Below are 22,266 nucleotides of genomic sequence, written 5' to 3'. Positions count from 1 at the left end.
GACCGCGGTTTGACCGGCCGGGAGGCATGTCCCGCGGGCCGGGTGGTAGAGGGCCGTCATGGCTGAGCAACGAAACGACCGGCGCGAGGACCCCATCCACGCGCTGGACACCGATTACGAGGACGCCGGGCAGCCCGCGCTGGAGGACACCACCGAGGACTTCGTGGTGCCCGGTGACGAACCCGTCGCGATGGGCGAGTTCGGGACCACCGGAACCGAGAAGGAGGCGGGGGAGCCGCTGGACATCGCGCTGTCCCGTGAGGAGCCCGACATCTGGAACCGGGCTCCCGGCACCGAGGGCGACGCCGAGGCCGACCCCGTCGCCGGTCGCCTGGTGGCCGAGGACCGGGGCAGCCGCCCCGATCACGAGGATCAGCTGGTCGCCGAGGACGAGGGCGTGGACAGCGGCGGGTTCAGCGCCGAGGAGCAGGCGGTCCACGAACGGGAGGAGCCCTGAGGCCCCGCCCGCGGGCGCGTCACCAGCCGCGTTCGCGCCACTCGGCCAGCTTCGGGCGTTCGGCGCCCAGCGTGGTGCCCGCGCCGTGGCCGGGGTGGACCCGGGTGTCGTCGCCGAGTTCGGCGAAGACGCGCTCCTCCACGTCCGCGAGGAGCGTGCGGAAGTCCGCCGCGCTCCACGTCCTGCCGACCCCTCCGGGGAAGAGGCTGTCCCCGCTGAACAGGTGCGTGCGCCCCGACGGGTCGTCGTAGCGCAGCGCGATCGACCCGGGGGTGTGCCCGCGCAGGTGGAGCACTTCGAGCGCACACTCGCCCACCGCGACGGTGTCGCCGTGCCCCACCAGTTCGTCGACGGGGACCGGGAGCTCCCCGGCGTCGGCGGGGTGGGCGACGGTGCGCGCGCCGGTGGCCCCGGCGACCTCGGCGAGCGCCTGCCAGTGGTCCCGGTGGCGGTGGGTGGTGATGATCCGGGACAGGCCGCCGTCTCCCACCAGTTCCAGGAGCCGGTCCGCCTCGGCCGCGGCGTCGATGAGCGCCGCCTCGCCGGTACGGGCGCAGCGCAGCAGGTAGGCGTTGTTGTCCATCGGGCCGACCGAGAGTCTCCCGATGGTCAGCCCGGGCAGTTCGCGCGCGCCGGCGGGGTCGTCGGCGCGCGTCTCTCCGATGTGGGTCACCGTTCTATTGTGCCGTCGGGAAACGGTCACAGGGCCCAGCGCGGCGGACGCCCGGCGAAGAACGCGGCGCGGCCCTCCGCCGCGTCGTCACCGTCGAAGAACTCCCTGGACACCTCGCCCATCTGCGCGAACGCCGCCCGCCGGTCCTGGTGTCCGGGGGCGCCCAGAATGCTCTTGGTGCGCGCCAGGGCCCTGGGGGCGCCCGCCCTCAGTCCGTCCAGGACGTCCTCGACGGCCGCGTCGACCTCTTCCGCGGGGACTGCCGCGGTGAGCAGGCCGGATGCGGCGGCGGTCGCCGCGTCGAAGGTCTCACCGGTGAGGAAGTAGCGGGTGAGCTGGCGGTCGTGCATCCGCGCCGAGACCGGGACGGAGATGACGGCGGGCACCACGCCGATGCGGACCTCGGTGAAGGCGAAGGTCACCGTGTCCGCGGCGATGGCGATGTCGGCGGCGGCCACCAGGCCCAGTCCCCCCGCCCGGGCCGGGCCGTTCAGCTTGGCGACGACGGGCTTGGGGGCGTCCATGATCGCCGAGAACAGCTCGGGCATGCCCGGGGCGTCCGGGTCCGGGGTCCGCTCGCCGGCGCGTTCGGCGGCGATCTCCTTGAGGTCCGCTCCGGCGCAGAACGCCGGTCCGGCGCCGGTGAGCACGACGGCGCGCACGCCGCTGTCGGCCACCGCCGCGGCGAGCCCTTCGGCCAGCTCCGCGCGCAGCCGCTCGGACAGGGCGTTGCGGTTGCGCGGCGAGTCCAGGGTGAGGGTGGCGACCCCCCGGTCGACTGCGGTTCGGACCAGCGGCCCGGCTGCCTCCGGCATCGGTACTGCCCCTTTCGACGTCGTCATGATCACCGGGGACTGGTGCGCAGGAGGGGGACGCGCAGCTCTGACGGGGTGAGTGAGCCGTGTTGTCCGGCGAAACCGGCCTCGAACCGTTCGCTGACCGGTGCGACCAGCGCGGTGTCGCCGTGCGCGACCGCCAGGACGTCGCCGATGCGCGGCAGGAACCCCTCCTCGACCGGGCCGAACCAGCCCCGCCGGACCGCTTCGCCGCGGGTCACGACGGTGGCCCTGCCCGCGAGGCGCTCGCGCCAGGCCGCGAGCACGTCGGCCGCGGCGCCCGGCCGGGCGTAGACGTGCCGGACCCGGGCCTCGCCCGCGAGCACCCGGACCCCCGCCGCGAGGCCGGGGTCGGTCTCCACGTCGATCCGGCTCTCCGGGGGGACGTCCACCATGCCGTGGTCGGCGGTGACGTAGAGGGCCGCGTCGGGGGGCAACGCCGCGGCCAGCTGCTCGGCGAGGCGGTCCACGTGGCCGAGGTGGTGCCGCCAGTAGGGGGAGTCCACCCCGTGCACGTGCCCGAAGCTGTCGAGGTCGGAGTGGTAGACGAACACGTAGCCGCGTTCGGCGGCCGCCAGCGCGGCCTCGGCCTTGACCACGAGTTCGGTGATGTTCTCCGCGGGCACGTAGCGGCCGCCGCGCGCGGAGGCGCGCGTGAAGGCGCTGCCCTCGAACCTTCCCGGGGCGACGTAGGCGGTGGTCAGCCCGGCGGCCTCGGCCCGCTGGTAGGTGGTGCGGTGCGGCTGCCAGGTGACCGGGTCCACCTTCGGCGACCAGCTCAGCTGGTTCAGCACCTCGTCTCCGCCGGGGATCGCGACCGCGTAGCCGAAGACGCCGTGGTGGCCGGGGGCCGCGCCGGTCCCGAGCGTGGTGAGGCTGGTCGCGGTGGTGGTGGGGAACCCTGCCGTGATGGGGTCGGACGTCTCCGCCAGGGACGCCAGGAACGGAGCGTGGGCGCGGTTGGCCAGCAGCGCGTTCCAGCCCAGGCCGTCGACCAGGAGCACGCAGGCGCGCCGCGACGGAGGGAGGTCGAGGGGGTTGGGCTCGCCCGGCACGCCCAGCGCGGCCAGGACGGACGGACCGAGGTCCGCCAGCGAAGCCGTGCCGTAGCGGGGGGCCTCCAGACCGGTGCTGTCGGTCACCGCGTGCTCCTGTTCCGTGTCGTGTGGTCGGTGCCGCCTACCGCGCGGTGGCCTCGGCCAGCGCGTGGGCGAAGTCGAGCAGGTTGGAGACCGCCTCGTCGCCGTCGGCGGCCTGGCTCACCCGCAGGGTGAGGGGTTCGGCGGTGATCGCGCCGGTGTAGCCGTGGTCCAGTTCGCAGGACTCGTCCGCGCAGGAGGCGGGCTCGAGGTCGATGTGCGCCACGGCGCCCCAGTTCACGGCGAGGCTGATGCTCAGCACGACCTCGCTGGGCAGCGTCCCGGGGATGTACGAGGCGGGCTCGGGCACCACCCGGGTGAGCGCCACGGACTGGATGTTGCCGAGTTTGACGGCGTCGGTGGTGGTGGAGGCGTGCGGCCGGTCGTCGGGGGCCGCGGGCGGGTGCTCGTCCGTGTGGCAGACGATGAGGCGGGTGGCGGTGAGCAGCAGCACGCTGATGTGCCTGCGGACCTCCATCCCCGGGTCGAAGGTGGCCTCGTGGTGCACCACGAAGGCCTCTGCGGCCTCGGTACCGAGAGTGGTGGCCACGGCGTCGGTCACGAGTCCGGGGTAGTACCCGCTGCGCTCGATCTCCAGACGCCAGTCGGTGGACACAGCACGCGTTTTCCTCATGCCCCCATCCTGCCCTCTCGCACCGACCGCGCGCACCCTGGACCGGACCTGTGGACGGGGCCATGTGTAGCCGCGGGCCACGGGGGAAGTGGGGGTGGCATGCGTGCCACCTTTCCACCGATTCCGGAGCCCCCGGTCCCGGGGCCGCCCGTCCCGAACCCCGAGCCGCCCGCGCCGGGCCCCATCCCGCCGGAGCCCCCGCTCCCGTCGGAACCGCCGGTCCCCGAGCCCCCGGGCCCCGAGCCGCAGCCCGAACCCGTGTAGCGCCCCGCCACGGCAGCGTGAGCTACAAAAAACATGAAAGTAGCTCACCTGTCGCACCGGCACGCCGAATCACCCCCGCGCCGGAGGTTTCCTATGGGGTTTCCGGCGCGGGGGTGTTTGGCGTACCGGTGCTTCGGGTGGGTCTTTCGGCCTCGCGCCACGCGGATCGCGGGGTGACGGCGGGCGGCCACGGCGTGGGCCGGTCGAGGTCGCGCCCACGATGACCGTTGCGTGGGGGGTTCGTTGACGGTCTTGGGCTTTCTGCCCGTTTCGGGGCCTGGAAGGGCGGAAAGCCCATGATCATTCCGAGCGAGGGCGGGACCGGCCCCCGCCTGCCGTCGCCGCCCCGTCACCGCGCCGCACACAAGAACACCTCGACGATCCGCTCGGCGGACTCCCGACACCGAATCACCCTCGCGCCGGAGGTTCCCTAGAACGGCACCCGCAGCCTTCGGGGGCCCGAGTCGGGGCGCACCTCCGGGGCCTCGCGCAGCCACACCCGGGCGCCCATCACGTGGGCGCCCGTGGAGTTGACGATGACCGGGTCGAGGTCCACGTGGGCCACCTCGGGAAGCGCGTCGACCAGGCGGGAGACCCGTATCAGGAGCTCCTCCAGGGCGTCCACGTCCGGCTGGTCCGCCAGCGAGGACGCGCCCGCGGGGAGGCCGAACAGCAGGGGCGAGGAGCGCACCGCGCGGACCAGGTCGGCGGCGTCGGCGTCGGTCAGGGGGGCCAGCCGGTAGGCGCGGTCGTCCAGCAGCTCGGCGGTCACGTCGGCCAGGCCGAAGGCGACCACCGGGCCGAAGGACTGGTTCTCCCCCGCCCGGATCACCGTGGGCACCCCCGGCGCCATCATGCGCTGCACCACGAGCATCGCGTCGCCGCCGAGCCGGTCGGACAGCGCGGCGTAGGCGCCCCGGACCTCCTCCGGTGAGTTCAGCTCGATCCGGATGCCCCGCCCTCCCGCGCGCAGGCGCAGGTCGGGGGAGTTGGCCTTGACCACCACGGGGTAGCCGATCCGCTCGGCCGCGGCCACCGCCTCGTCCTCGGAGGCGACCGGGACGTAGGGCAGGACGCCGATTCCGTAGCAGTCCAGCAGCTCCCGGGCGGTCTCGGCGGAAACCGCGGCCTCGTCGTTGGGCACGGGCTCGCTGGTGAACCAGACGGCGTGCGCGGGTTCGCCGGAGGCCTCGGCCTCGGTGAGCGCCTTCCTGATCAGGGCGCGCGCCCGCGCGCGGTCCAGGTCGGCGATCTCGGGGTGCCGTCCGGGGCCGCGCTCACGCCACATCGCGTGCCGGGTGGCGTGCGCCAGCGCCCGGACCGCGTCCTCCGGCGCGGGGTAGGACGGCACGGACCCGCGGAGGACCTCGCCGTCGTCGCCGACCAGCCGGAGCTCCTCGGGCAGCCCCTGGTAGCCCAGGTAAGTGGTGACGATCGGCTTGGTGGAGTCCGCCGCCCGGGCCCGCATCACCTCGGCCACGTCGCCGGAGATGGGGGTCAGCGCGGGGATGAACACCACGACGAGCGAGTGCACCGCGTCGTCGGCCAGCGCGGTGTCGAGCGCGGCGGCGAAGTCCTGCGCGGTGGCCTTGGGTCCGAGGTCGACCGGCTCGTGCGGGCGCAGCCCGGCCCGGATGCAGGCGTCCTTGACCAGCAGTTCCAGCGAGTCGGAGTTGCCGATGACGCCGACCCTGGACCCCTTGGGCAGCGGCTGGTAGGCGAGCAGCTGCGCGACGTCGAACATCTGCGTGATGTCCTCCACCCGCACCACCCCGGCCTGCTCGAAGAGCGAGGTCACGGCGTAGTCGGGCAGGGCCAGCGCGTCGGCCGCGTGGCCCATCGGCACGCCGCGCGCGGAGCCGCCGCTGCGGACCGCGACCACCGGCTTGTGCTGGGCGAGGCGGCGCGCCAGGCGGGTGAACTTGCGCGGGTTGCCCAGCGACTCCAGGTACTGCAGGACGACCTCGGTTGCGGGGTCCTCCTCCCAGTACTGCATGAGGTCGTTGCCGGAGACGTCGGCGCGGTTGCCCGCCGAGACGAAGGTGGACAGCCCCATGCCGCGCTGGGCGACGCGCTGCAGGATGGCCCGGCCGAGCGCGCCTGACTGGGAGAAGAACCCGATCCGCCCGCGCGGGGGGACGTCCGGCGAGAGCGTGGCGTTGAGCCGGACCGCCGGGTCGGTGTTGGCCACGCCCAGGCAGTTGGGTCCGACCACGCGCATTCCCGCGGCGCGCGCGGTGAGGACCAGGCGCTCCTGGCGTTCGCGTCCCTCGGGCCCCGCCTCCCCGAACCCGGAGCTGACCACGACGAGCCCGTGCACGCCCTTGCTCGCGCACTCCTCCACCACGTCGGCGACCATGTCGGCGCGCACGGCGACGACGGCGAGGTCGACCGGGTCGGGGATGTTCAGGACGCTGGGGTAGGCCCGCACCCCGGCCACCGCCTTGGCTTCCGGGTGCACCGGGAAGACCGGTCCCTGGAAGTCCCCGGTGAGGAGGTTGCGCAGCGCGGTCTGGCCGATGGTGTGCGCGGTGCGGCTGGCTCCGATGACCGCGACCGACTCGGGGAACAGCAGCCGGGCGATGGAGCGCGACTCGGCGCGCTGCTCGCGCGCGCGCATCACCTCGAGGGAGACCTCGGTGGGCTCCAGGTCGAGGGTGAGCCGGATGACGCCCTCGTCGAAGGTCTGCTGCGCGGTGTAGCCCGCCTCCCGGAAGACGTTGATCATCCGCCGGTTCTCCGGGAGCACGTCCGCGATGAAGCGCCGGACGCCGCGCTCGCGGGCGGCGGCCGCGATGTGTTCGAGCAGTACCGAGGCGAGCCCCCGCCCCTGGTGGGAGTCCTCGACCACGAACGCGACCTCGGCCTCGTCCGGTCCGACCTTGTCGTAGCGCACCACCGAGACCATGGACTCGCCGATCGTGGCGACCAGGGCCACCCGGTCCTCGTAGTCCACCGTGGTGAACCTTGTCACATCCCGCGCCGAGAGCTTGGGATAGGGGGCGAAGAACCGGTAGTAGATCGTCTCCGGGGAGAGCCTGGAGTGGAAGTCCTGGAGCAGTTCGGCGTCGTCGGGAGTGATGGGCCTGAGGTGCGCGGTTCCACCGTCGGTCAGAACGACGTCGGCTTCCCAGTGCTTAGGGTATGACTGCACGGTTTTGAGGGTAAACGAGAACCACTTCCGAGTGGGGGATCAGCACCGTCGAAACGGCCGTTGGCCCCGACACCGGTGGACGGAATCCGCCGCGCCGAGGGCCCTTGTACATCTGTCAGTTCGTTACCCGCGACCACCTCCGGACCTGTTAACGTCTCAGGGCGCGCTTGGGCGTGTTCGACGGGGGATCGCGGATCGGCGCGGCGGGAAGCCGCCGGCCCGGAGGCCCGGACACCCCGTCGAGGACTCCCCGGTACGCGGACATGTGCGCACGTCGGTAAGGAAGTGACTCATGACGCGAGTGGTCGTAGTCGGCGACCTCATGACCGATGCGGTCGCGCGGGCCTTCCACCCCCTCGCCCGCGGCAGCGACACCCCTGCCTCCGTCATCACCTACGGCGGCGGCTCCGGCGCGAACGTGGCCGCGTGGCTGGCGATCGAGGGCACGGAGACCGCGCTGGTCGGCCGCCGCGGGTCCGACATCACCGGACGCACCCGCGAGATGGAGCTGATGGGGTACGGCATCGACGCCCGGATGGTCATGGACCCCGAGCGTCCGACCGGCACCTGCGTCGTGATGATCACGCACCGGGGCGACCGCACGATGCTCAGCGACCCGGGGGCCAACGCCGCCCTCCAGCCCGAGGACCTGCCCCGGGACGTGTTCGGTCCCGACGCCCACCTCCACATGTCCGGCTACACCCTGATCAACGAGGGGTCGCGCCGGGCCGCCCGGGTGGCGCTGCGGTTCGCCCGCGAGAACGGCATGTCGATCTCGGTGGACTGCGGCTCGCACGCCCCGCTGGAGCGCGCCGGCGCCGAGGCGTTCCTGGACTGGACCGGCGGCGCCCGCCTGCTGTTCGCGAACAAGGAGCAGGCCGCCGTGCTGACCGGGCGCGACGAGCCCGAGGCCGCCGCCAAGGTGCTCACCGCCTGGTTCCCCAACATCGTGATCAAGCTCGGCGACGCCGGCGCGCTGTGGGCCTCCAAGACCCGCGAGGGCACGATCGTGGTCCCCGCCGAGCCCGTGGACCCCTCCCCCGGTTCGATCGGCGCCGGCGACGCCTTCATCGCCGGTTTCCTGCCTCCGTGGCTGTCGGGCAAGCACCCCCGGGAAGCCCTGATCAGCGCCCAGCGCCTGGCCGCCCGCGCGCTCCACCAGCCGGGCGCCCGCCCCGACCTGGGCTGACCCCGGGCCGGGTTCCGCCCGGTCCGCGTCCGGCCCCCTTCGGGGCGGCCGGTCAGGAGCGGGTGGCCAGCACCAGGGGAAGCACCGCCGGCGCGCCCGCCTCGCGCAGCAGCCTGGCCGCCACGGTGAGGGTCCAGCCGGTGTCGGTCTGGTCGTCGACCAGCAGGATCGGGCCGTCCAGCGCGGACAGGCCCGCGCGCAGGGTGTCGTCGAGGGTGAGGGCGTCCCACAGCGAGGCCAGCCGCTGCGCGCTGTTGTGGCGCCGCGGACCGACCCCGTCGGGGGTCCGGTAGCCGATCGCGCCCACCGGGGCCAGGCGCCCCACCGCGCACAGCCGCTCGGCCAGTGCGGTGATCATGCGGGGGCGGCGCAGCGAGGGCATCGCCACCACCCCGACCGGCCGCTCCGCCCAGGACCAGGCCGCCAGCACCGTGACCACGCCCTGGAAGACCTCGTCGCTCACGGGCTCGTCGGGGGCGTCATCGGCCAGGACCCGGCGCAGCGTGGTTCCCCAGCCGATGTCGGTGAGGCGCCCCAGGGCGCGGCCCTCCTCCGCGCGCAGCCCGGGGGCGATGTTCCCCGACGCGGTCACACCCAGCGCCGCCATTCCGGTCGGCCACTGCTTGCGCGGCGCGACCGCCACGCCGGGCCGGTTCAGGTGCTCGGTGGCGGCCCGGCGCTGGGCGGCGTCGACGTCGGTGGACCAGACCCGGTTCGTGCAGTTGTCGCACCGGCCGCACGGTTCGGCCCCGGTGTCGTCGAGCTGGTGTCGCAGGAACCGCATCCGGCACTCGTCGGTGCCGATGTAGGCGAGCATGGCGCGCTGCTCGGCCTTGCGGGCCGCGGTGACCGCGGCGTAGCGCTCGGCGTCGTAGCTCCAGGGCCGCCCCGTCGCGGTCCAGCCGCCGCGCACCCGGCGCACCGCGCCGTCCACGTCCAGGACCTTGAGCATCTGCTCCAGGCGGCTGCGTCCGAGGTCGACCTGGGCCTCCAGGCGCGGCAGCGAGACGGGCCCCTCGGCCGCGGCGAGCGCGTCCAGGGTGCGCCGCACGGTCTCCTCGGGCGGGAAGGCCAGACTCGCGAAGTAGGCCCAGATCTCGCGGTCCTCGCGGCCCGGCAGCAGCAGCACCTCGGCCCGCTGGACCCCGCGCCCGGCGCGGCCGACCTGCTGGTAGTAGGAGATGGGCGACTGCGGCGCGCCCAGGTGCACCACGAACCCGAGGTCGGGCTTGTCGAAGCCCATCCCCAGGGCGCTGGTGGCCACCAGCGCCTTGGTCCGGTTGGCCAGCAGGTCGTCCTCGGCCCGCCTGCGCTCCTCGGGGTCGGTCTGCCCGCTGTAGGGGCGCACGTCGTATCCGCGCCCGGTGAGGAATTCGGCGGTCTCGGTGGCCGCGGCGACGGTGAGCGTGTAGATGATCCCCGAGCCGGGGAGCTCCGCCAGGTGCTGGGCGAGCCAGCTCAGCCGGGCGGTGCTGTCGGGCAGCTCCACCACCGCCAGGTGCAGGCTCTCGCGGTCGAGGCCGCCGCGCAGCACCAGGGTGGCCTCGCCGTCCCCGGTCTCCAGCTGCTCGGCCACGTCCCGGGTGACCCGCTCGTTGGCGGTGGCGGTGGTGGCGAGCACCGGGACACCGCTCGGCAGGTCGCCCAGCAGGGTGCGGATGCGCCGGTAGTCGGGGCGGAAGTCGTGTCCCCAGTCCGAGACGCAGTGCGCCTCGTCGATGACCACCAGGCCCGCGCCGGCCGCGAGTTCGGGCAGCACGCGGTCCCGGAAGTCGGGGTTGTTCAGGCGCTCGGGGCTGACCAGGAGCACGTCGACCAGTCCGGCCTCGATGTCGGTGTAAGTCTGCTCCCAGGCGTCGATGTTGGCGCTGTTGATGGTGCGCGCCCGGATCCCGGCGCGTTCGGCGGCGGAGATCTGGTTGCGCATCAGCGCCAGCAGCGGGGAGATGATGACGGTGGGCCCGGCGCCCTCGGCGCGGCGCAGCGCCGTGGCCACGAAGTAGACCGCCGACTTGCCCCAGCCGGTGCGCTGCACCACGAGGGCGCGGCGGCGCTCGGCGACCAGGGCGCGCACGGCCCGCCACTGGTCCTCGCGCAGCCGCGCCGACTCCCCGGCGAGCGCGCGCAGGTGGGCCTCCGCCGCGGCGCGCATGTCGAGTTCGGTACCGGGAACCGCTGAAGTCGCCATGCCCCCTTGCTATCAGACTCCGGGGACGCCGCCCGGCCGATCGCGGGGTCGTCCACAGCCGGCGGACCGGCTCAGCGGCCCCTGGCCCCTCCGGCACCGCCGTCACCCGGCGGCCCATTGCGGCAAGAACTCCGGAAAACCATCAGAACCGGCATTTATCCCTTTTTTAGTAACGGCTGCATAACCCAATGTTTCCGGTGGTTGACGAAACGACAGTGATCCGTGTCTCATGACCGGGAGCGCTCCCAGCATCCTCGGGGATGACCAGCAGCAACCCGCTATCTCTCGTCGAGAGGCTGCCCATGTCCCACACCCCCCAGCGTCGATGGCGGCGGGCGTTCGCCCCCGCCGCGGCCGTCGCCCTCCTGTCGGGAACCATCCTGGTCGCCCAGGCGCCTCCCGCCTCCGCCGAACCGGTCCAGGTCGGCGCCGGAAGCTACACCACCACCCCGCCCGCCGGCGCCTCCGGCCCCGGCGACCTCAACGGCGCCCCCGTCTCCCCCAAGGTCACCGCCGACTTCGACAAGCCCGTCGCCACCAACGACTGGTGGTCGTCCCTGATCTTCCAGCGGTACCCGGACAACCCCTACGGCGAGAACCTGTACGCCCACCCGCTCTCCTTCAAGGCCCGCTCGGACGGCCTGGAGATCGGCCACACGGCGACCCCTCAGATCGTCGCCGACGGGCTCAAGTACGAGTACCCCCACTCCCCCGACCTCACCCTGGGCGTGCAGGGCCTCGACGCCCCCAGCGCCAGGGTCGCCGACTACAGCGACTGGACCGTCACCGCAGACCTGTCCGACTCCTCCCGCACCCTGCGCGCCACCGTCGGCCAGGGGCTGCCCTTCGCCTACGCCGACGTGTCCGGCGGTCCGGTGCGGGTGGAGTTCTCCGCCGCGCCCACCATCTGGCACCAGGACGGCGGCGTCCTCGGCGCGACCGTCAACGGCAGGCACTACGCCCTTTTCGCCCCCTCAGGGACGGCCTGGTCCGGGTCCGGCACGGTCCTCACCGCCGACGTCGGGGCCGAGGGCTACGCCTCGGTCGCGGCGCTGCCCGACCCCGCGGACCTGGACACCTACGCCGAACACGCCTACTCCTTCGTCACCGGCAGCACGCTGACCTACGACTACGACCCGGACGCGGCCACCCTGACCAGCAGGTACGGCGTCACCACCGAGGCCAGGGAGGGATCCTCGCAGGGCACCCTCCTGGCGCTCTACCCGCACCAGTGGAAGGAGTCCGACACCCCGCTGACCGACCTGGAGTACGCCTCACCGCGCGGTCCGATGCGCGTGGTGGAGGGCGACCACTTCACCACCGAACTCACCACGCAGGGCGTCCTGCCCAGCCTGCCCACCGTGGACTCGGCCGACCACCAGCGGCTGCGCGCCCTGATCGACGCCGAACTGGACGCCGACGACCCGTGGAAGGGCGCGACCGACACCTATTGGAGCGGCAAGGCCCTGGGCAGGCTCGCCCAGCTCGTGCCGATCGCCGACTCCATCGGCTATGACGCCGGGCGGGACGAGCTGCTCGGCCTGCTCAAGGGCAGGATGGAGGACTGGCTTACCGCTGACGGCGACGGCGACGACGCCCAGTTCCACTACAACTCCCAGTGGGACACCCTCATCGGCTACCCGGCCAGCTTCGGCTCCGACAGCGAGCTCAACGACCACGACTTCCACTACGGCTACTTCGTCACCGCCGCGGCCACGATCGCCCGCTACGACCGCGCCTGGATCGGCCAGGACCAGTGGGGCGCCATGGTCGAGACGGTGCTCAAGGACGCCAACAACCCCGACCGCGGCGACGACCGCTTCCCCTGGATGCGCTCTTTCTCCCCCTACGCCGGGCACGGCTGGGCCTCGGGCCACGCCGGGTTCGCCGCGGGCAACAACCAGGAGTCCTCGTCCGAGGCCATGCACTTCGCCGCCAGCACCGCCCTGCTGGGCTCGCTGACCGGCGACGACGAACTGCGCGACCTCGGTGTCTACATGCACACCACCCAGGCCTCCGCGATGAGCAGGTACTGGCAGAACTCCGACGGCGACAACTTCCCCGACGCCTTCGCCCACGACGTGGTCGGCATGGTCTGGGGCGACGGCGGCGACCACCGGATCTGGTGGGACGGCAGCCCCGAGGAGCTCTACGGCATCAACTACCTGCCCATCACCGCGGGATCGCTCTACCTGGGCCACGACACCGAGCACGCGGCCGCCATGCACGACTCCCTGGTGTCCCGGCTCGGCCGCGACCCCCAGGTCTGGCGCGAGATCCACTGGGCGCACCAGGCGCTGTCCGACCCCCAGGGAGCGCTGAGCGGATTCGAGGCCCAGTGGCAGGCCTACGAACCCGAGTCGGGCTCCTCCAAGGCCCACACCTACCAGTGGCTGTCCACCCTCGCCGAGGTCGGCACCGTGGACACCTCCGTCACCGCCGACACCCCGCACTACGCCGTCTTCACCAAGGACGGCACGCGCACGCACGCGGCCTTCAACGCGGGCACCCAGCCGATCACCGTCACCTTCTCCGACGGCGCGGAGCTGACCGTGCAGCCGGGCCGCCTGGCCACCGAGGAGGGCGACAGCGGGCCGGACCCCGACCCCGACCCCACCGACCCGGACGACCCCGGTGACCTCGGCGACGGCACCCTCCACCTCGGCGACGGAACGCTGTCGGGCACCCCGGGCGCCGCCGCTGACCTGGACATCCCCTCGGCGGGCGGCGCCAACCACGACGGCACCCCCGCCAACCCGGCCGTCTTCGAGATCGACGACGTCACCGCGACCCACGACACCGGACAGACCACCCGCTTCACCCTGCCCGTCGACTCCGGCTCCTCCGTGGGCAACGCCGTCCAGGCCCGCGTCTCCTACGACCTGCAAGGCGACGGAACCTTCGACCGGATCGAGACCTACAACTACTTCGCCACCAACGACCTGCCCGGCTGGGAGACCTACACCCAAGCCCAGGGAACCAGGTCCAGCACCGGACAACTCGGCGACCTCGACAACGGAACCGTCCGCCTCGAACTGTGGAGCGCCCTGGGCAACCAGGACTCCCGAATCCGAACCGGCGGCCCCGACGGCGACCCCGCCGTCCTGAGAATCCCGTTCCACGACTAGCCACTGTCTGAGACCCTGGGCACACCGCCACGGACGCCCATCGGATGACAAGTCCGCAGGTCCTGCGGATAAAGCGGCCCCCGAAAGCCGCCGGGACACCGGAGACCCCGCCCTACCGGGGATTCCGGTGTCCCGGCGGTCTTTTAGAATTCCGAGGGTGGCGCTGTCGGTGTGGCCGCGCCCGTCTCCGGACCGAGGGATCCCCACTTGAGCGTTGAAACCCCGGGCCCCGACTTCCTGCTCGCCGGACGCTACCGGTTCTCCCGGCTCATCGGCCAGGGAGGGATGGGGCGGGTGTGGGAAGGCACCGACGAGCTCCTGGACCGGCCGGTGGCCGTCAAGGAGCTCGCCGTCAGCGAGCACCTGCCCGCTCAGGAGGTCGAGGTCATGCGGGCGCGGATGCTGCGCGAGGCCCGCAGCGCCGCCCGGCTCAGCCACTCCTCCATCATCACCGTGTACGACGTGATCGAGCAGGACGGCCTTCCCTGGATCGTGATGGAGCTGATCCAGGGCAAGTCCCTCGACGAGATCACCAAGGAGCAGGGGCCCCTCGCCCCCGAGCGCGCCGCGAAGATCGGCCTGCAGGTCGCCGAGGCTCTCGCGGCGGCGCACAGACGCGGCATCGTGCACCGCGACGTCAAACCGGCCAACGTTCTCGTGGCCGAGGGCGACCGCACGGTCCTGACCGACTTCGGCATCGCCTTCCTGGACGACGGCAGCCGCCTCACCAGCACCGGGGACTTCTACGGCTCGCCCGACTACCTCGCGCCCGAGCAGATCCGGGGCGGGACGTCCGAACCGGCCGCCGACCTGTGGTCGCTGGGCGCCACCCTGTACGCGGCGGTGCACGGCTCCCCGCCGTTCCGGCGCGCCACCCCGATCGAGACGCTCACCGCGGTCGTGGAGGACGCCGTCCCCTCACCGGTCCGGGCCGGCCCGCTGCGGCCGCTCCTGGAGGAGCTGCTCGACAAGGACCCGGCGGGCCGCCCCAGTGCGGACTGGGCCGCCGAGAGCCTCGGGCGGGCTGTCGCGGCCGTCCCCCGATCCGGGGACGCCGACCACACCGTCCCCGTGACGGAGGCCTCCCCGTCCCCGGGCAGCGCCGGCTCGCCGCCTGTTCCGCCCCCCGGGAGGAAGCGGACCCGCAAGAGACTCAGGACGTTCGCCGGCCTGCTCGGAGCGGTACTCCTCGTGACGGCGACGGCCGCCGCGTTCCTGGCCCGGCCCTCGACCGAAGCCGCCCTGCACGATGCCGGCCTGTCCGCCGGAGCCGCCCCCGAGAAGTCCCCCAGCGAGTCGGCGGCCCCGCCCCAGGAGTCGGTCGAGCCCTCCTCCCCATCCGAGACGGAGAACGACGAGTCCGGCAACGAGGGCGAGGAGGAAGAGGGCGAGGAGGAGGAGCCGGGCACTTCGCCATCGAACCGGTACGAGGCCGCCACCGGCTTCCTCCTCGGCGACGGAACGCTGTCGGGCACCCCGGGCGCCGCCGCTGACGTGGACGTCCCCTCGGCGGGCGGCGCCAACCACGACGGCACCCCCGCCGACCCGGCCGTCTTCGAGATCGACGACGTCACCGCGACCCACGACACCGGACAGACCACCCGCTTCACCCTGCCCGTCGACTCCGGCTCCTCCGTGGGCAACGCCGTCCAGGCCCGCGTCTCCTACGACCTGCAAGGCGACGGAACCTTCGACCGGATCGAGACCTACAACTACTTCGCCACCAACGACCTGCCCGGCTGGGAGACCTACACCCAAGCCCAGGGAACCAGGTCCAGCACCGGACAACTCGGCGACCTCGACAACGGAACCGTCCGCCTCGAACTGTGGAGCGCCCTGGGCAACCAGGACTCCCGAATCCGAACCGGCGGCCCCGACGGCGACCCCGCCGTCCTGAGAATCCCGTTCCGGAGCTGATCAGCCCCCGCAGGTTCCCCGGCGGCGGGGCCGGCGAGAGGAACGGGCACCGCGGATACCGGGAACCGGAGCTCCGGTCACCGGTCCCGCGCGTCCACGTCGTCGGGGGCGTCCTTCCGCGCCCGCTCCACGGCCTCCGCCAGCTCGTCCACCACCAGGTGCTCCTCGTCGGTCTCTCCCCGGCTGTAGGCGACCCGGCCCACCGTCTGGGCCAGCACGGGCGCGGTCACCATCTGGAAGAGCGCCACCAGCGCCAGCGGCGCGGCCGAACGCAGGTCCGGCAGCTGGAACGCCGCCCCGAACAGCAGCAGGAACAGCCCGACGGTGTCGGGCTTGGTCGCCGCGTGCATCCGCCCCAACAGGGTCGGGAAGCGCACCAGGCCGATCGTGCCGATCAGCGTGAACAGGGCGCCCAGCGTCAGCAGCACGGCCGTGACCCAGTCAACCGCGGTCATGGGCCCGCCTCTCCGCGAAGCGCGCGGCCGTCAGCGTGCCGACGAACCCCAGCAGCGCGACCGTCACCATCAGCCCGACGTAGGCGGTGTCGCCGCGGACCGCGACCTCCACCGCGATGGCGCTGACCACCAGCACCGAGATCGCGTTCAGGCAGACGACGCGGTCCAGCACCGACGGCCCCCGCACCAGCCGGTAGAGCGTGAACAGCACGCCCAGCCCCAGCATGGTGAAGGTCGAGACGTAGACGTAGTCCAGGACCGTCACCCGTTCTCCCCCCGTTCCCCCGCGGCCCCCGCGGGCTCCTCCCCGGCGCGCAGCCGGAACACCTCCAGGTCCTCGGCCGTGCCGAAGGCCAGGACCAGCAGCTCCTCTGTCCTGCGCACCTGCGCGCGCAGCTCCTCGGGACCGTCCGGACCGTTGACGGGGAGCCCGTGCACGTAGAGCACCCCCTGGTTGCGGTTGAGCTCGATGACCAGGGTCCCCGTCACCAGCGAGACCAGGCCGCTGAACATCGCGAGCAGGAAGTCCGAGTCGGTGCGCACGGGGATCGCCACGATGGCGCCGCGCGTGCGCTTCGGGCGCCACAACCCGTGGAACGCCACCCGGACGCTGGAGAGGAGCATGTCGTAGCCCACGTGCAGCACCAGGCGCAGCGCGTGCTGCGGTCGGAAGCCCAACCGGACCGGGATGTGCGGCAGCCTGGCCGCCGAGTAGCACACCGAGGCCACGGCGAACCCGGCGACGGCCGTCCCCGGGCTGGGGTCGCCCCACAGGACCACCCACATCACGGTCAGCCAGAGCACCGTGGGCAGTCGGCCCCCCAGCCTGCGGTACCACGGCCGCCCGGTGGGGACCGTGCTGGCGCTCGACCCGTGGTCCACGGTCATCGCGCCCCCTCCCCGAGGACCGCGGTGACGTAGGCGCGCCCGTCCAGCAGGTCCTCGGCGGCGGTGAAGCCGACCGCGGTCAGCGGCCCCGACGCCACGGCCACCGCCACCCCGACCGCGACCATCACCCCGGTCATCGCGGTCATGATCCGCAGTCCACCCCGGTTGGAGCCGGAGCGCAGCCGCGCGCGGGCCTCCAGCATGTCCTGACGCGGTGTTCCCCAGAAGGCCCGGGTCCAGATCCGGAAGATCGCGATGAGCGTGAGCAGGCTGGTCAGCACGCCCGCCGCGAGCCCCGTCCAGGCGAGCGGGCCGCCCACGGCCACCGCGGCCTGGAACAGCGCGACCTTGGCGATGAAGCCCGACATGGGCGGCAGGCCCGCCAGGCTGAGCGCCGGCAGGAAGAAGAACAGCGCCAGCGCCGGGGACACCGCGGTCAGGCCGCGGATCGCCGCCAGCGAGGTGTGTCCGACGTACTGCCTGATGAGCCCGTTGACCAGGAACAGCGTCGCCTGCACCACGATGTGGTGCACGAGGTAGACCACCACCCCGGCCAGTCCCGCCGCGGTTCCCAGGGCGAGTCCGAAGATCATGAACCCGATATGGCTGACCAGCGCGAACGACATGATCCGGTTGATGTCGGACTGCGCGAGCGCGCCCAGGATGCCGACCACCATCGTGGCGATGGCGACCACCATCAGGACGGTGGAGATGTCGTCGCGCAGGAACAGCAGGGTCTGGGTCCGGATGATGGCGTAGACCGCGACCTTGGTCAGGAGCGCGGCGAAGATCGCGGAGATCCGGGTGAGCGCCACCGGGTAGCTGTCGGGCAGCCAGAAGTGCATGGGCACGACCGCGGCCTTGATCCCGAACACCACGAAGAACAGCAGCGCCAGCACCATGCGCAGCTCGGGCGGGGCCGCGCCGAGCTTCTCGGCGATGTCGGCCATGTTCACGGTCCCGGTCAGCGCGTACACCAGGGCGATGCCCGTGAGGAAGAGGATCGAGGAGGTCAGGCTGACCACCGTGTAGATCATGCTGGCCCGCACCCGGGCCCGGGTGGGGGCCTGGGTGATCAGCGCGTAGCTGGCGGTGAGCATGATCTCGAAGCCCACGAACAGGTTGAACAGGTCCCCGGCGATGAAGCTCAGGCTCACGCCCGCGGTCAGCACCAGGTAGATGGGGTGGAACACCTGGGGGGTGGCGCGGCTCAGGCCGCCGATGTCCTGGCCGATCGCGTACAGCAGCACGACCAGCAGGACCGCCGAGGAGACCAGCACGAGCAGCGAGGCCATGGGGTCGGCCACCAGGGTGATGCCCAACGGGGCGGGCCAGTCCCCGGCCTGACTCGTCAGGATCGTCCCGTCGTGGGTCCGCCACAGCAGGACGGCGGCGTCGGCCACGACCACGGACAGCGTCACGGCGCCGGCGATCCGCTGGGAGCGGGGGGTGCGGCGCAGCAGCAGCGTGATCGCCGCCCCCAGCAGCGGGACGACGAAGGGGACGGCGAGGAGGGCGTTCACGAGGAGTCCTCCGGCTCGGTCAGGCTGCTGATGCGGCGGTCCTCGAGGTCGTCGGGCACTTCGTCGTTCTCGTCGCCCAGCCAGACCCGGTAGGCGAGGGCGAGCAGGAACGTCGTGACACCGAAGGTGATGACGATGGCGGTCAGCGCCATCGCGTGCGGGAGGGGGTCGGACATCTCCCCCTCCCGGCCGCCCAGCAGCGGCGGCAGGGTGATGGCCACGTCGGTGAGCAGCAGGGAGAGGTTGGCGGCGTGGCCCAGGATCAGGATGCCGAACACCACGCGCATGAGCGAGCGCTGCAGGAGCAGGTAGAAGCCGCTGGAGTAGAGCACCGCCACGGTGACGACGAGCAGGAAGCTGGGAGTGCTCATCGCGGGCCTCCCTCCGCCGGTCCGGGCGGCGCCTGCCGCGCCCGCGCGGCGCGGCGCCCCAGCCACACGGCCCGCTGCTCCCTCTCGGTGCGGGCCTCCTCCTCCTCGGCCTCCATCCGGGCTCCGAGCGCGGCGACCACGGACAGCACCAGGCCCACCACGATCAGGAAGACGCCCGCTTCGAAGAACAGCGCGCTGAGTACCTTGACCTCGCCGAACACCGGCAGCGTGAGCTCCCACTTCGCGGTTTCGAACACCGGGCGGCCGAACAGCAGCGGAAGCCCGGCCGCCGCGCAGCCCATCATCATCCCGATCGCGAGAAGCCCGTTGGGGCGCATGGGCAGGCCTGCCAGGAGCTCGTGCCGCCCGCCCGCGACGTACCGCAGCACGTACGCCATGCTGGCCACCAGTCCTCCGGCGAACCCGCCGCCGGGACGGTTGTGCCCGGAGACCAGCAGGAAGACCGACAGCAGCAGGATCGCGGGGATCAGCAGCCGGGTGACGACCTCCAGCAGCACCGACCTCGGCCCGAAGGCCGGTCGGACCACGGTGCTGAGCCACCGCTCGCGCGGCGCCTCCCAGCCCTCGGGCGGGCCGCCGGTGCCGTCCCGCGCTCCCGGGCCCGCGACGAGGGGGCGTCCGGGCCCCTGGGGGTCGGTGATCATGATCGGTCCTCCCTCTCTGTGCCGCGGCCCGCGTCCCCGGGGCCGTCCGGGACCGGGGCGGCCATCTCGCCCACCTGGTCGAGCGGTTCGGGCGCGCCGCCCGCGGCCGCCTCCTGCTCGGCCTCCTCCCCCGCCCGGTCCCCGGGTTCTCGTGCGACGCGGTCCCGCCGGTTGAGCAGCACCAGCGAGGCGACCGCGACCGCGGCGGTGGCCAGCACCACGACCTCCCCGAAGGTGTCCAGCGCCCGGAAGTCGGCGATGATGATGTTGACCAGGTTCTGGCCGCCCGCCTCCTCCGCGCGGAGCGCGTACCCCTGGGAGACGGGCGGGTCGGTGCGGGCGTGGGCCATCAGCCACAGCGAGACGGCGATGAAGGACCCGGCGGCCGCGCACATCAGGACCGTCAGGCGCTTGGGCCAGCCGTCGGGGCGGGTCTTGAAGGCGCCGGGCAGCCGCCGCAGCACGAACACCAGGATGATCGTGGTGAGCGTCTCGACCAGGACCAGGGTCAGCGCCAGGTCGGGCGCGCCGTGCAGCACGAACATCCCGGCGATGCCGAAGCCCAGCGCGCTGATCAGGATGAGCGAGGGGAAGCGGCGGCGTTCGCGGACCGTGGCGACCGCGGTGACCACGACGATCAGCACCACGACCACCTCCAGCGGGTTGTCCCACAGCCGCAGGCCGTCGCCCGCGCCGGGCACCGGGACGTCCCCGCCGATCAGCGCGGCCAGCAGCCGCGTGCCCGGCAGCGCCAGCATGGTGGCCAGGATGATGCCGAGGTAGACCGGCAGCGAACCGCTCTGGGCGCGGCCGGTGACGTGGAAGGCCGTCCACCTGACGCCTTCGAGGACCGCGTCGTAGCCCGCCTCCGCCTCGTACCAGTTCGGCATCGCGTTCTGCAGCCGGGTCATGGCCCTGCGCCGCCAGAACAGCACCGCGCCCGCGGCGGCCACCAGGGCCGACAGCCCCAGTGCGGGGGTGAGGCCGTGCCACAGGGCCAGGTGGTACGGGTGCCCCGCGGCGTCGAACGGCGCGGCGTGGGCCTGGGCGAGGGGGTCGAGCGCGAAGGGGAGCGCGCCCAGGACCAGGCCCGCCGCCGCGAGAACGACGGGAGCGGCGGTGAAGGCGCGGGACGGCTTCGGGAAGCGGACCTCCGAGACGGTGTCCTTGTCGGCGAACGCGCCCCAGAGGAACCGGGCGCTGTAGGCGAAGGTCAGGACCGACCCCAGGACCAGGCCGGTGAGCACGGCGGCCGAGGCCGGGGCGGACAGCGCCGCGTCGCGCCCCGGGACGAAGGCCTCCAGCGCCGCCTCCTTGCCCGCGAAGCCCAGCAGCGGGGGCAGCCCCGCCATCGAGGCGGCGGCGAGCCCCGCGGCGGCGGCCAGCACCGGCACGCGTCTGCCCAGCCCGGTGAGCCTGCTGATGCTGCGGGTCCCGGCCTGGTGGTCGATGATCCCGACGGTGAGGAACAGGGTGGCCTTGAACAGCCCGTGCGCCAGCAGCATGCCGATCACGGCCACCGCCGCGGTGTGCGTGCCCGCGCCCGCCAGCAGGGTGAGCAGGCCCAGCTGGCTGACCGTGCCGTAGGCCAGCAGGAGCTTGAGGTCGTCCTGGCGCAGTGCCCGCCAGCCGCCGAGGACCATGGTGGCCAGGCCGAAGACGAGCACCAGGGCGCGCCAGGGGTCGGCGTCGGCGAAACCGGGCGCCAGACGCGCGACGAGGTAGACGCCCCCCTTGACCATGGCCGCCGCGTGCAGGTAGGCGCTGACCGGGGTGGGCGCCACCATCGCGCCGGGCAGCCAGTAGTGCAGCGGGGCCTGCGCGGACTTGGCGAACGCCCCGGCCAGGACCAGCACCAGGGCGACCGGGAGCCAGGGGCTGTCCAGGGGCGGGTCGGCGACCAGCTCGGAGATCCGGTAGGTACCGCCGAGGGAGCCCAGCAGCAGGAAGCCGACCAGCATGAGCAGGCCGAACCCGGCCGTGGTGACCAGCGCCTGGGTGGCCGCCCGGCGGGCGCTCTCGCGCTGGTCCGAATGGGCGACCAGCAGGAAGGAGGAGACCGAGGTCAGCTCCCAGAACACGTACAGCGCGAAGAGGTTGTCGGTGGTGACCACGCCCAGCATGGACCCGGCGAACAGCACGAGGACGCCGGCGAGCCGCCCCAGGGCGCGCTCGCCCGCGTGGAAGTAGGCGGCGCTGTAGCAGAAGACGACGGCGCCCACCCCGCAGACGAGCAGCACCATCGTCGCGGAGAGCGCGTCCACGCGGAAGTCGAAGGTGATGCCCAGGGACGGGACCCACGGAACCGAGGCCGTGACCGGACGGCCTCCGACGATGCCGGGCGTCCGGGCCAGGACCCAGGCCGCCGTCAGCGCCAGGGGCAGGCTCGCCACCAGGAAAGCGCGGGAGCCCATGACCCGCACCAGCGGCGGCACCGCCACTGCGGTGAGCGCGTGGATCGCGATGAGAAAGGGCAGCAGCATGAGTGTCCATGGACGGTCGGACCGGAGGCGCGCCTTCTCACCACCGGGCGGAAATCTGGGCGGGGTGAAGCGTGTCTGGACGAACGGGACACCCAAAGGTTACCGGCACTACAAGCATCCGCTTTGACGTAACGGAAACCGGGTGTAGCATTCCCCGCTTCACTTCCCTCCCTCAAATATCGTTACTCTCCGTGTTCTCACTGGTAAGAGAAAGAGAAGGACGCCTCCGGCGTCGCGGTTCACACGTTCCGACAGAAATCGCGGTGTTCGATCTCACCGGACGTTCCGGACGGGGCGGAGCC

General features: G+C 72.8%; 17 protein-coding genes. 4 read left to right on the top strand and 13 right to left on the bottom strand.

Annotated features, from left to right (window positions below; translation table 11 throughout):
- Window positions 1–58 precede the first annotated feature (58 nt).
- Complete coding sequence (locus EV190_RS18235) at window positions 59–457, top strand: DUF5709 domain-containing protein (protein WP_133742799.1); 399 nt, start codon at window positions 59–61, stop codon at window positions 455–457.
- Between the two features lie 19 nt (window positions 458–476).
- Here EV190_RS18235 and EV190_RS18230 read toward each other — a convergent pair whose 3' ends face one another.
- From EV190_RS18230 to EV190_RS18205, 5 genes are all read right to left on the bottom strand, one after another.
- Window positions 477–1,130, bottom strand: a complete 654-nt coding sequence (locus tag EV190_RS18230) for an MBL fold metallo-hydrolase (RefSeq protein WP_133742798.1) — start codon at window positions 1,128–1,130, stop codon at window positions 477–479.
- 26 nt (window positions 1,131–1,156) lie between these two features.
- On the bottom strand, window positions 1,157–1,945 hold the full coding sequence (locus EV190_RS18225) for an enoyl-CoA hydratase-related protein (RefSeq protein ID WP_133742797.1): 789 nt from the start codon (window positions 1,943–1,945) through the stop codon (window positions 1,157–1,159).
- Window positions 1,946–1,974: 29 nt separating this feature from the next.
- Window positions 1,975–3,108, bottom strand: a complete 1,134-nt coding sequence (locus EV190_RS18220) for an alkaline phosphatase family protein (protein WP_133742796.1) — start codon at window positions 3,106–3,108, stop codon at window positions 1,975–1,977.
- Window positions 3,109–3,145: 37 nt separating this feature from the next.
- Window positions 3,146–3,721, bottom strand: coding sequence for a DUF5998 family protein (locus EV190_RS18215; RefSeq protein WP_133742795.1), 576 nt, complete (start codon window positions 3,719–3,721; stop codon window positions 3,146–3,148).
- A 712-nt stretch (window positions 3,722–4,433) separates the two neighbouring features.
- Window positions 4,434–7,157 carry a bifunctional acetate--CoA ligase family protein/GNAT family N-acetyltransferase gene (locus EV190_RS18205; protein ID WP_133742793.1) on the bottom strand — a complete coding sequence of 908 codons (2,724 nt, stop codon included), beginning with the start codon at window positions 7,155–7,157 and terminating at the stop codon, window positions 4,434–4,436.
- Between the two features lie 301 nt (window positions 7,158–7,458).
- Here EV190_RS18205 and EV190_RS18200 point away from each other — a divergent pair, with 301 nt between their 5' ends.
- Window positions 7,459–8,346 carry a carbohydrate kinase family protein gene (locus tag EV190_RS18200; RefSeq protein WP_133742815.1) on the top strand — a complete coding sequence of 296 codons (888 nt, stop codon included), beginning with the start codon at window positions 7,459–7,461 and terminating at the stop codon, window positions 8,344–8,346.
- 52 nt (window positions 8,347–8,398) lie between these two features.
- Here EV190_RS18200 and EV190_RS18195 read toward each other — a convergent pair whose 3' ends face one another.
- Window positions 8,399–10,534 (bottom strand): RecQ family ATP-dependent DNA helicase, encoded by a 2,136-nt coding sequence (locus EV190_RS18195; RefSeq protein ID WP_133742792.1) that lies wholly within the window; start codon window positions 10,532–10,534, stop codon window positions 8,399–8,401.
- A 302-nt stretch (window positions 10,535–10,836) separates the two neighbouring features.
- Between EV190_RS18195 and EV190_RS18190 the strand changes: the two genes are divergently transcribed.
- Complete coding sequence (locus tag EV190_RS18190; RefSeq protein ID WP_133742814.1) at window positions 10,837–13,662, top strand: glycosyl hydrolase; 2,826 nt, start codon at window positions 10,837–10,839, stop codon at window positions 13,660–13,662.
- A 207-nt stretch (window positions 13,663–13,869) separates the two neighbouring features.
- A complete protein-coding gene (locus EV190_RS23770) occupies window positions 13,870–15,579 on the top strand; it encodes a protein kinase domain-containing protein (protein ID WP_208113226.1) in 1,710 nt (569 codons plus the stop codon).
- A 77-nt stretch (window positions 15,580–15,656) separates the two neighbouring features.
- On the opposite strand, the gene mnhG is transcribed toward EV190_RS23770, so the two are convergent.
- Genes mnhG through mbhE form a run of 7 tightly spaced genes read right to left on the bottom strand, consistent with a single transcriptional unit; the run spans window position 15,657 to window position 21,964 of the window.
- Window positions 15,657–16,034: a monovalent cation/H(+) antiporter subunit G gene (mnhG, locus tag EV190_RS18180; protein WP_133742791.1), complete on the bottom strand. Its 378-nt coding sequence runs from the start codon at window positions 16,032–16,034 to the stop codon at window positions 15,657–15,659.
- Entirely contained in the window at window positions 16,021–16,299 is a 279-nt protein-coding gene (locus tag EV190_RS18175) for a monovalent cation/H+ antiporter complex subunit F (protein ID WP_133742790.1), read from the bottom strand. The genes mnhG and EV190_RS18175 overlap by 14 nt, the downstream gene beginning before the upstream one ends.
- Entirely contained in the window at window positions 16,296–16,922 is a 627-nt protein-coding gene (locus tag EV190_RS18170; RefSeq protein ID WP_133742789.1) for a Na+/H+ antiporter subunit E, read from the bottom strand. The genes EV190_RS18175 and EV190_RS18170 overlap by 4 nt, the downstream gene beginning before the upstream one ends.
- Window positions 16,919–18,445: a Na+/H+ antiporter subunit D gene (locus tag EV190_RS18165; RefSeq protein ID WP_133742788.1), complete on the bottom strand. Its 1,527-nt coding sequence runs from the start codon at window positions 18,443–18,445 to the stop codon at window positions 16,919–16,921. The genes EV190_RS18170 and EV190_RS18165 overlap by 4 nt, the downstream gene beginning before the upstream one ends.
- On the bottom strand, window positions 18,442–18,816 hold the full coding sequence (locus EV190_RS18160; RefSeq protein ID WP_133742787.1) for an NADH-quinone oxidoreductase subunit K: 375 nt from the start codon (window positions 18,814–18,816) through the stop codon (window positions 18,442–18,444). The genes EV190_RS18165 and EV190_RS18160 overlap by 4 nt, the downstream gene beginning before the upstream one ends.
- Window positions 18,813–19,481 carry an MnhB domain-containing protein gene (locus EV190_RS18155; protein WP_133742786.1) on the bottom strand — a complete coding sequence of 223 codons (669 nt, stop codon included), beginning with the start codon at window positions 19,479–19,481 and terminating at the stop codon, window positions 18,813–18,815. Before EV190_RS18155 ends, EV190_RS18160 begins: the two co-directional genes overlap by 4 nt.
- Window positions 19,478–21,964 carry a hydrogen gas-evolving membrane-bound hydrogenase subunit E gene (mbhE, locus tag EV190_RS18150; protein ID WP_133742785.1) on the bottom strand — a complete coding sequence of 829 codons (2,487 nt, stop codon included), beginning with the start codon at window positions 21,962–21,964 and terminating at the stop codon, window positions 19,478–19,480. Before mbhE ends, EV190_RS18155 begins: the two co-directional genes overlap by 4 nt.
- Between the last annotated feature and the right edge of the window lie 302 nt (window positions 21,965–22,266).

Source organism: Actinorugispora endophytica (genome assembly GCF_004363075.1).
In the GTDB taxonomy this organism is placed as follows: domain Bacteria; phylum Actinomycetota; class Actinomycetes; order Streptosporangiales; family Streptosporangiaceae; genus Actinorugispora; species Actinorugispora endophytica.
The sequence above is the reverse complement of the archived record's forward strand: the minus strand, read 5'-3'. Positions and strand labels throughout refer to the sequence as shown.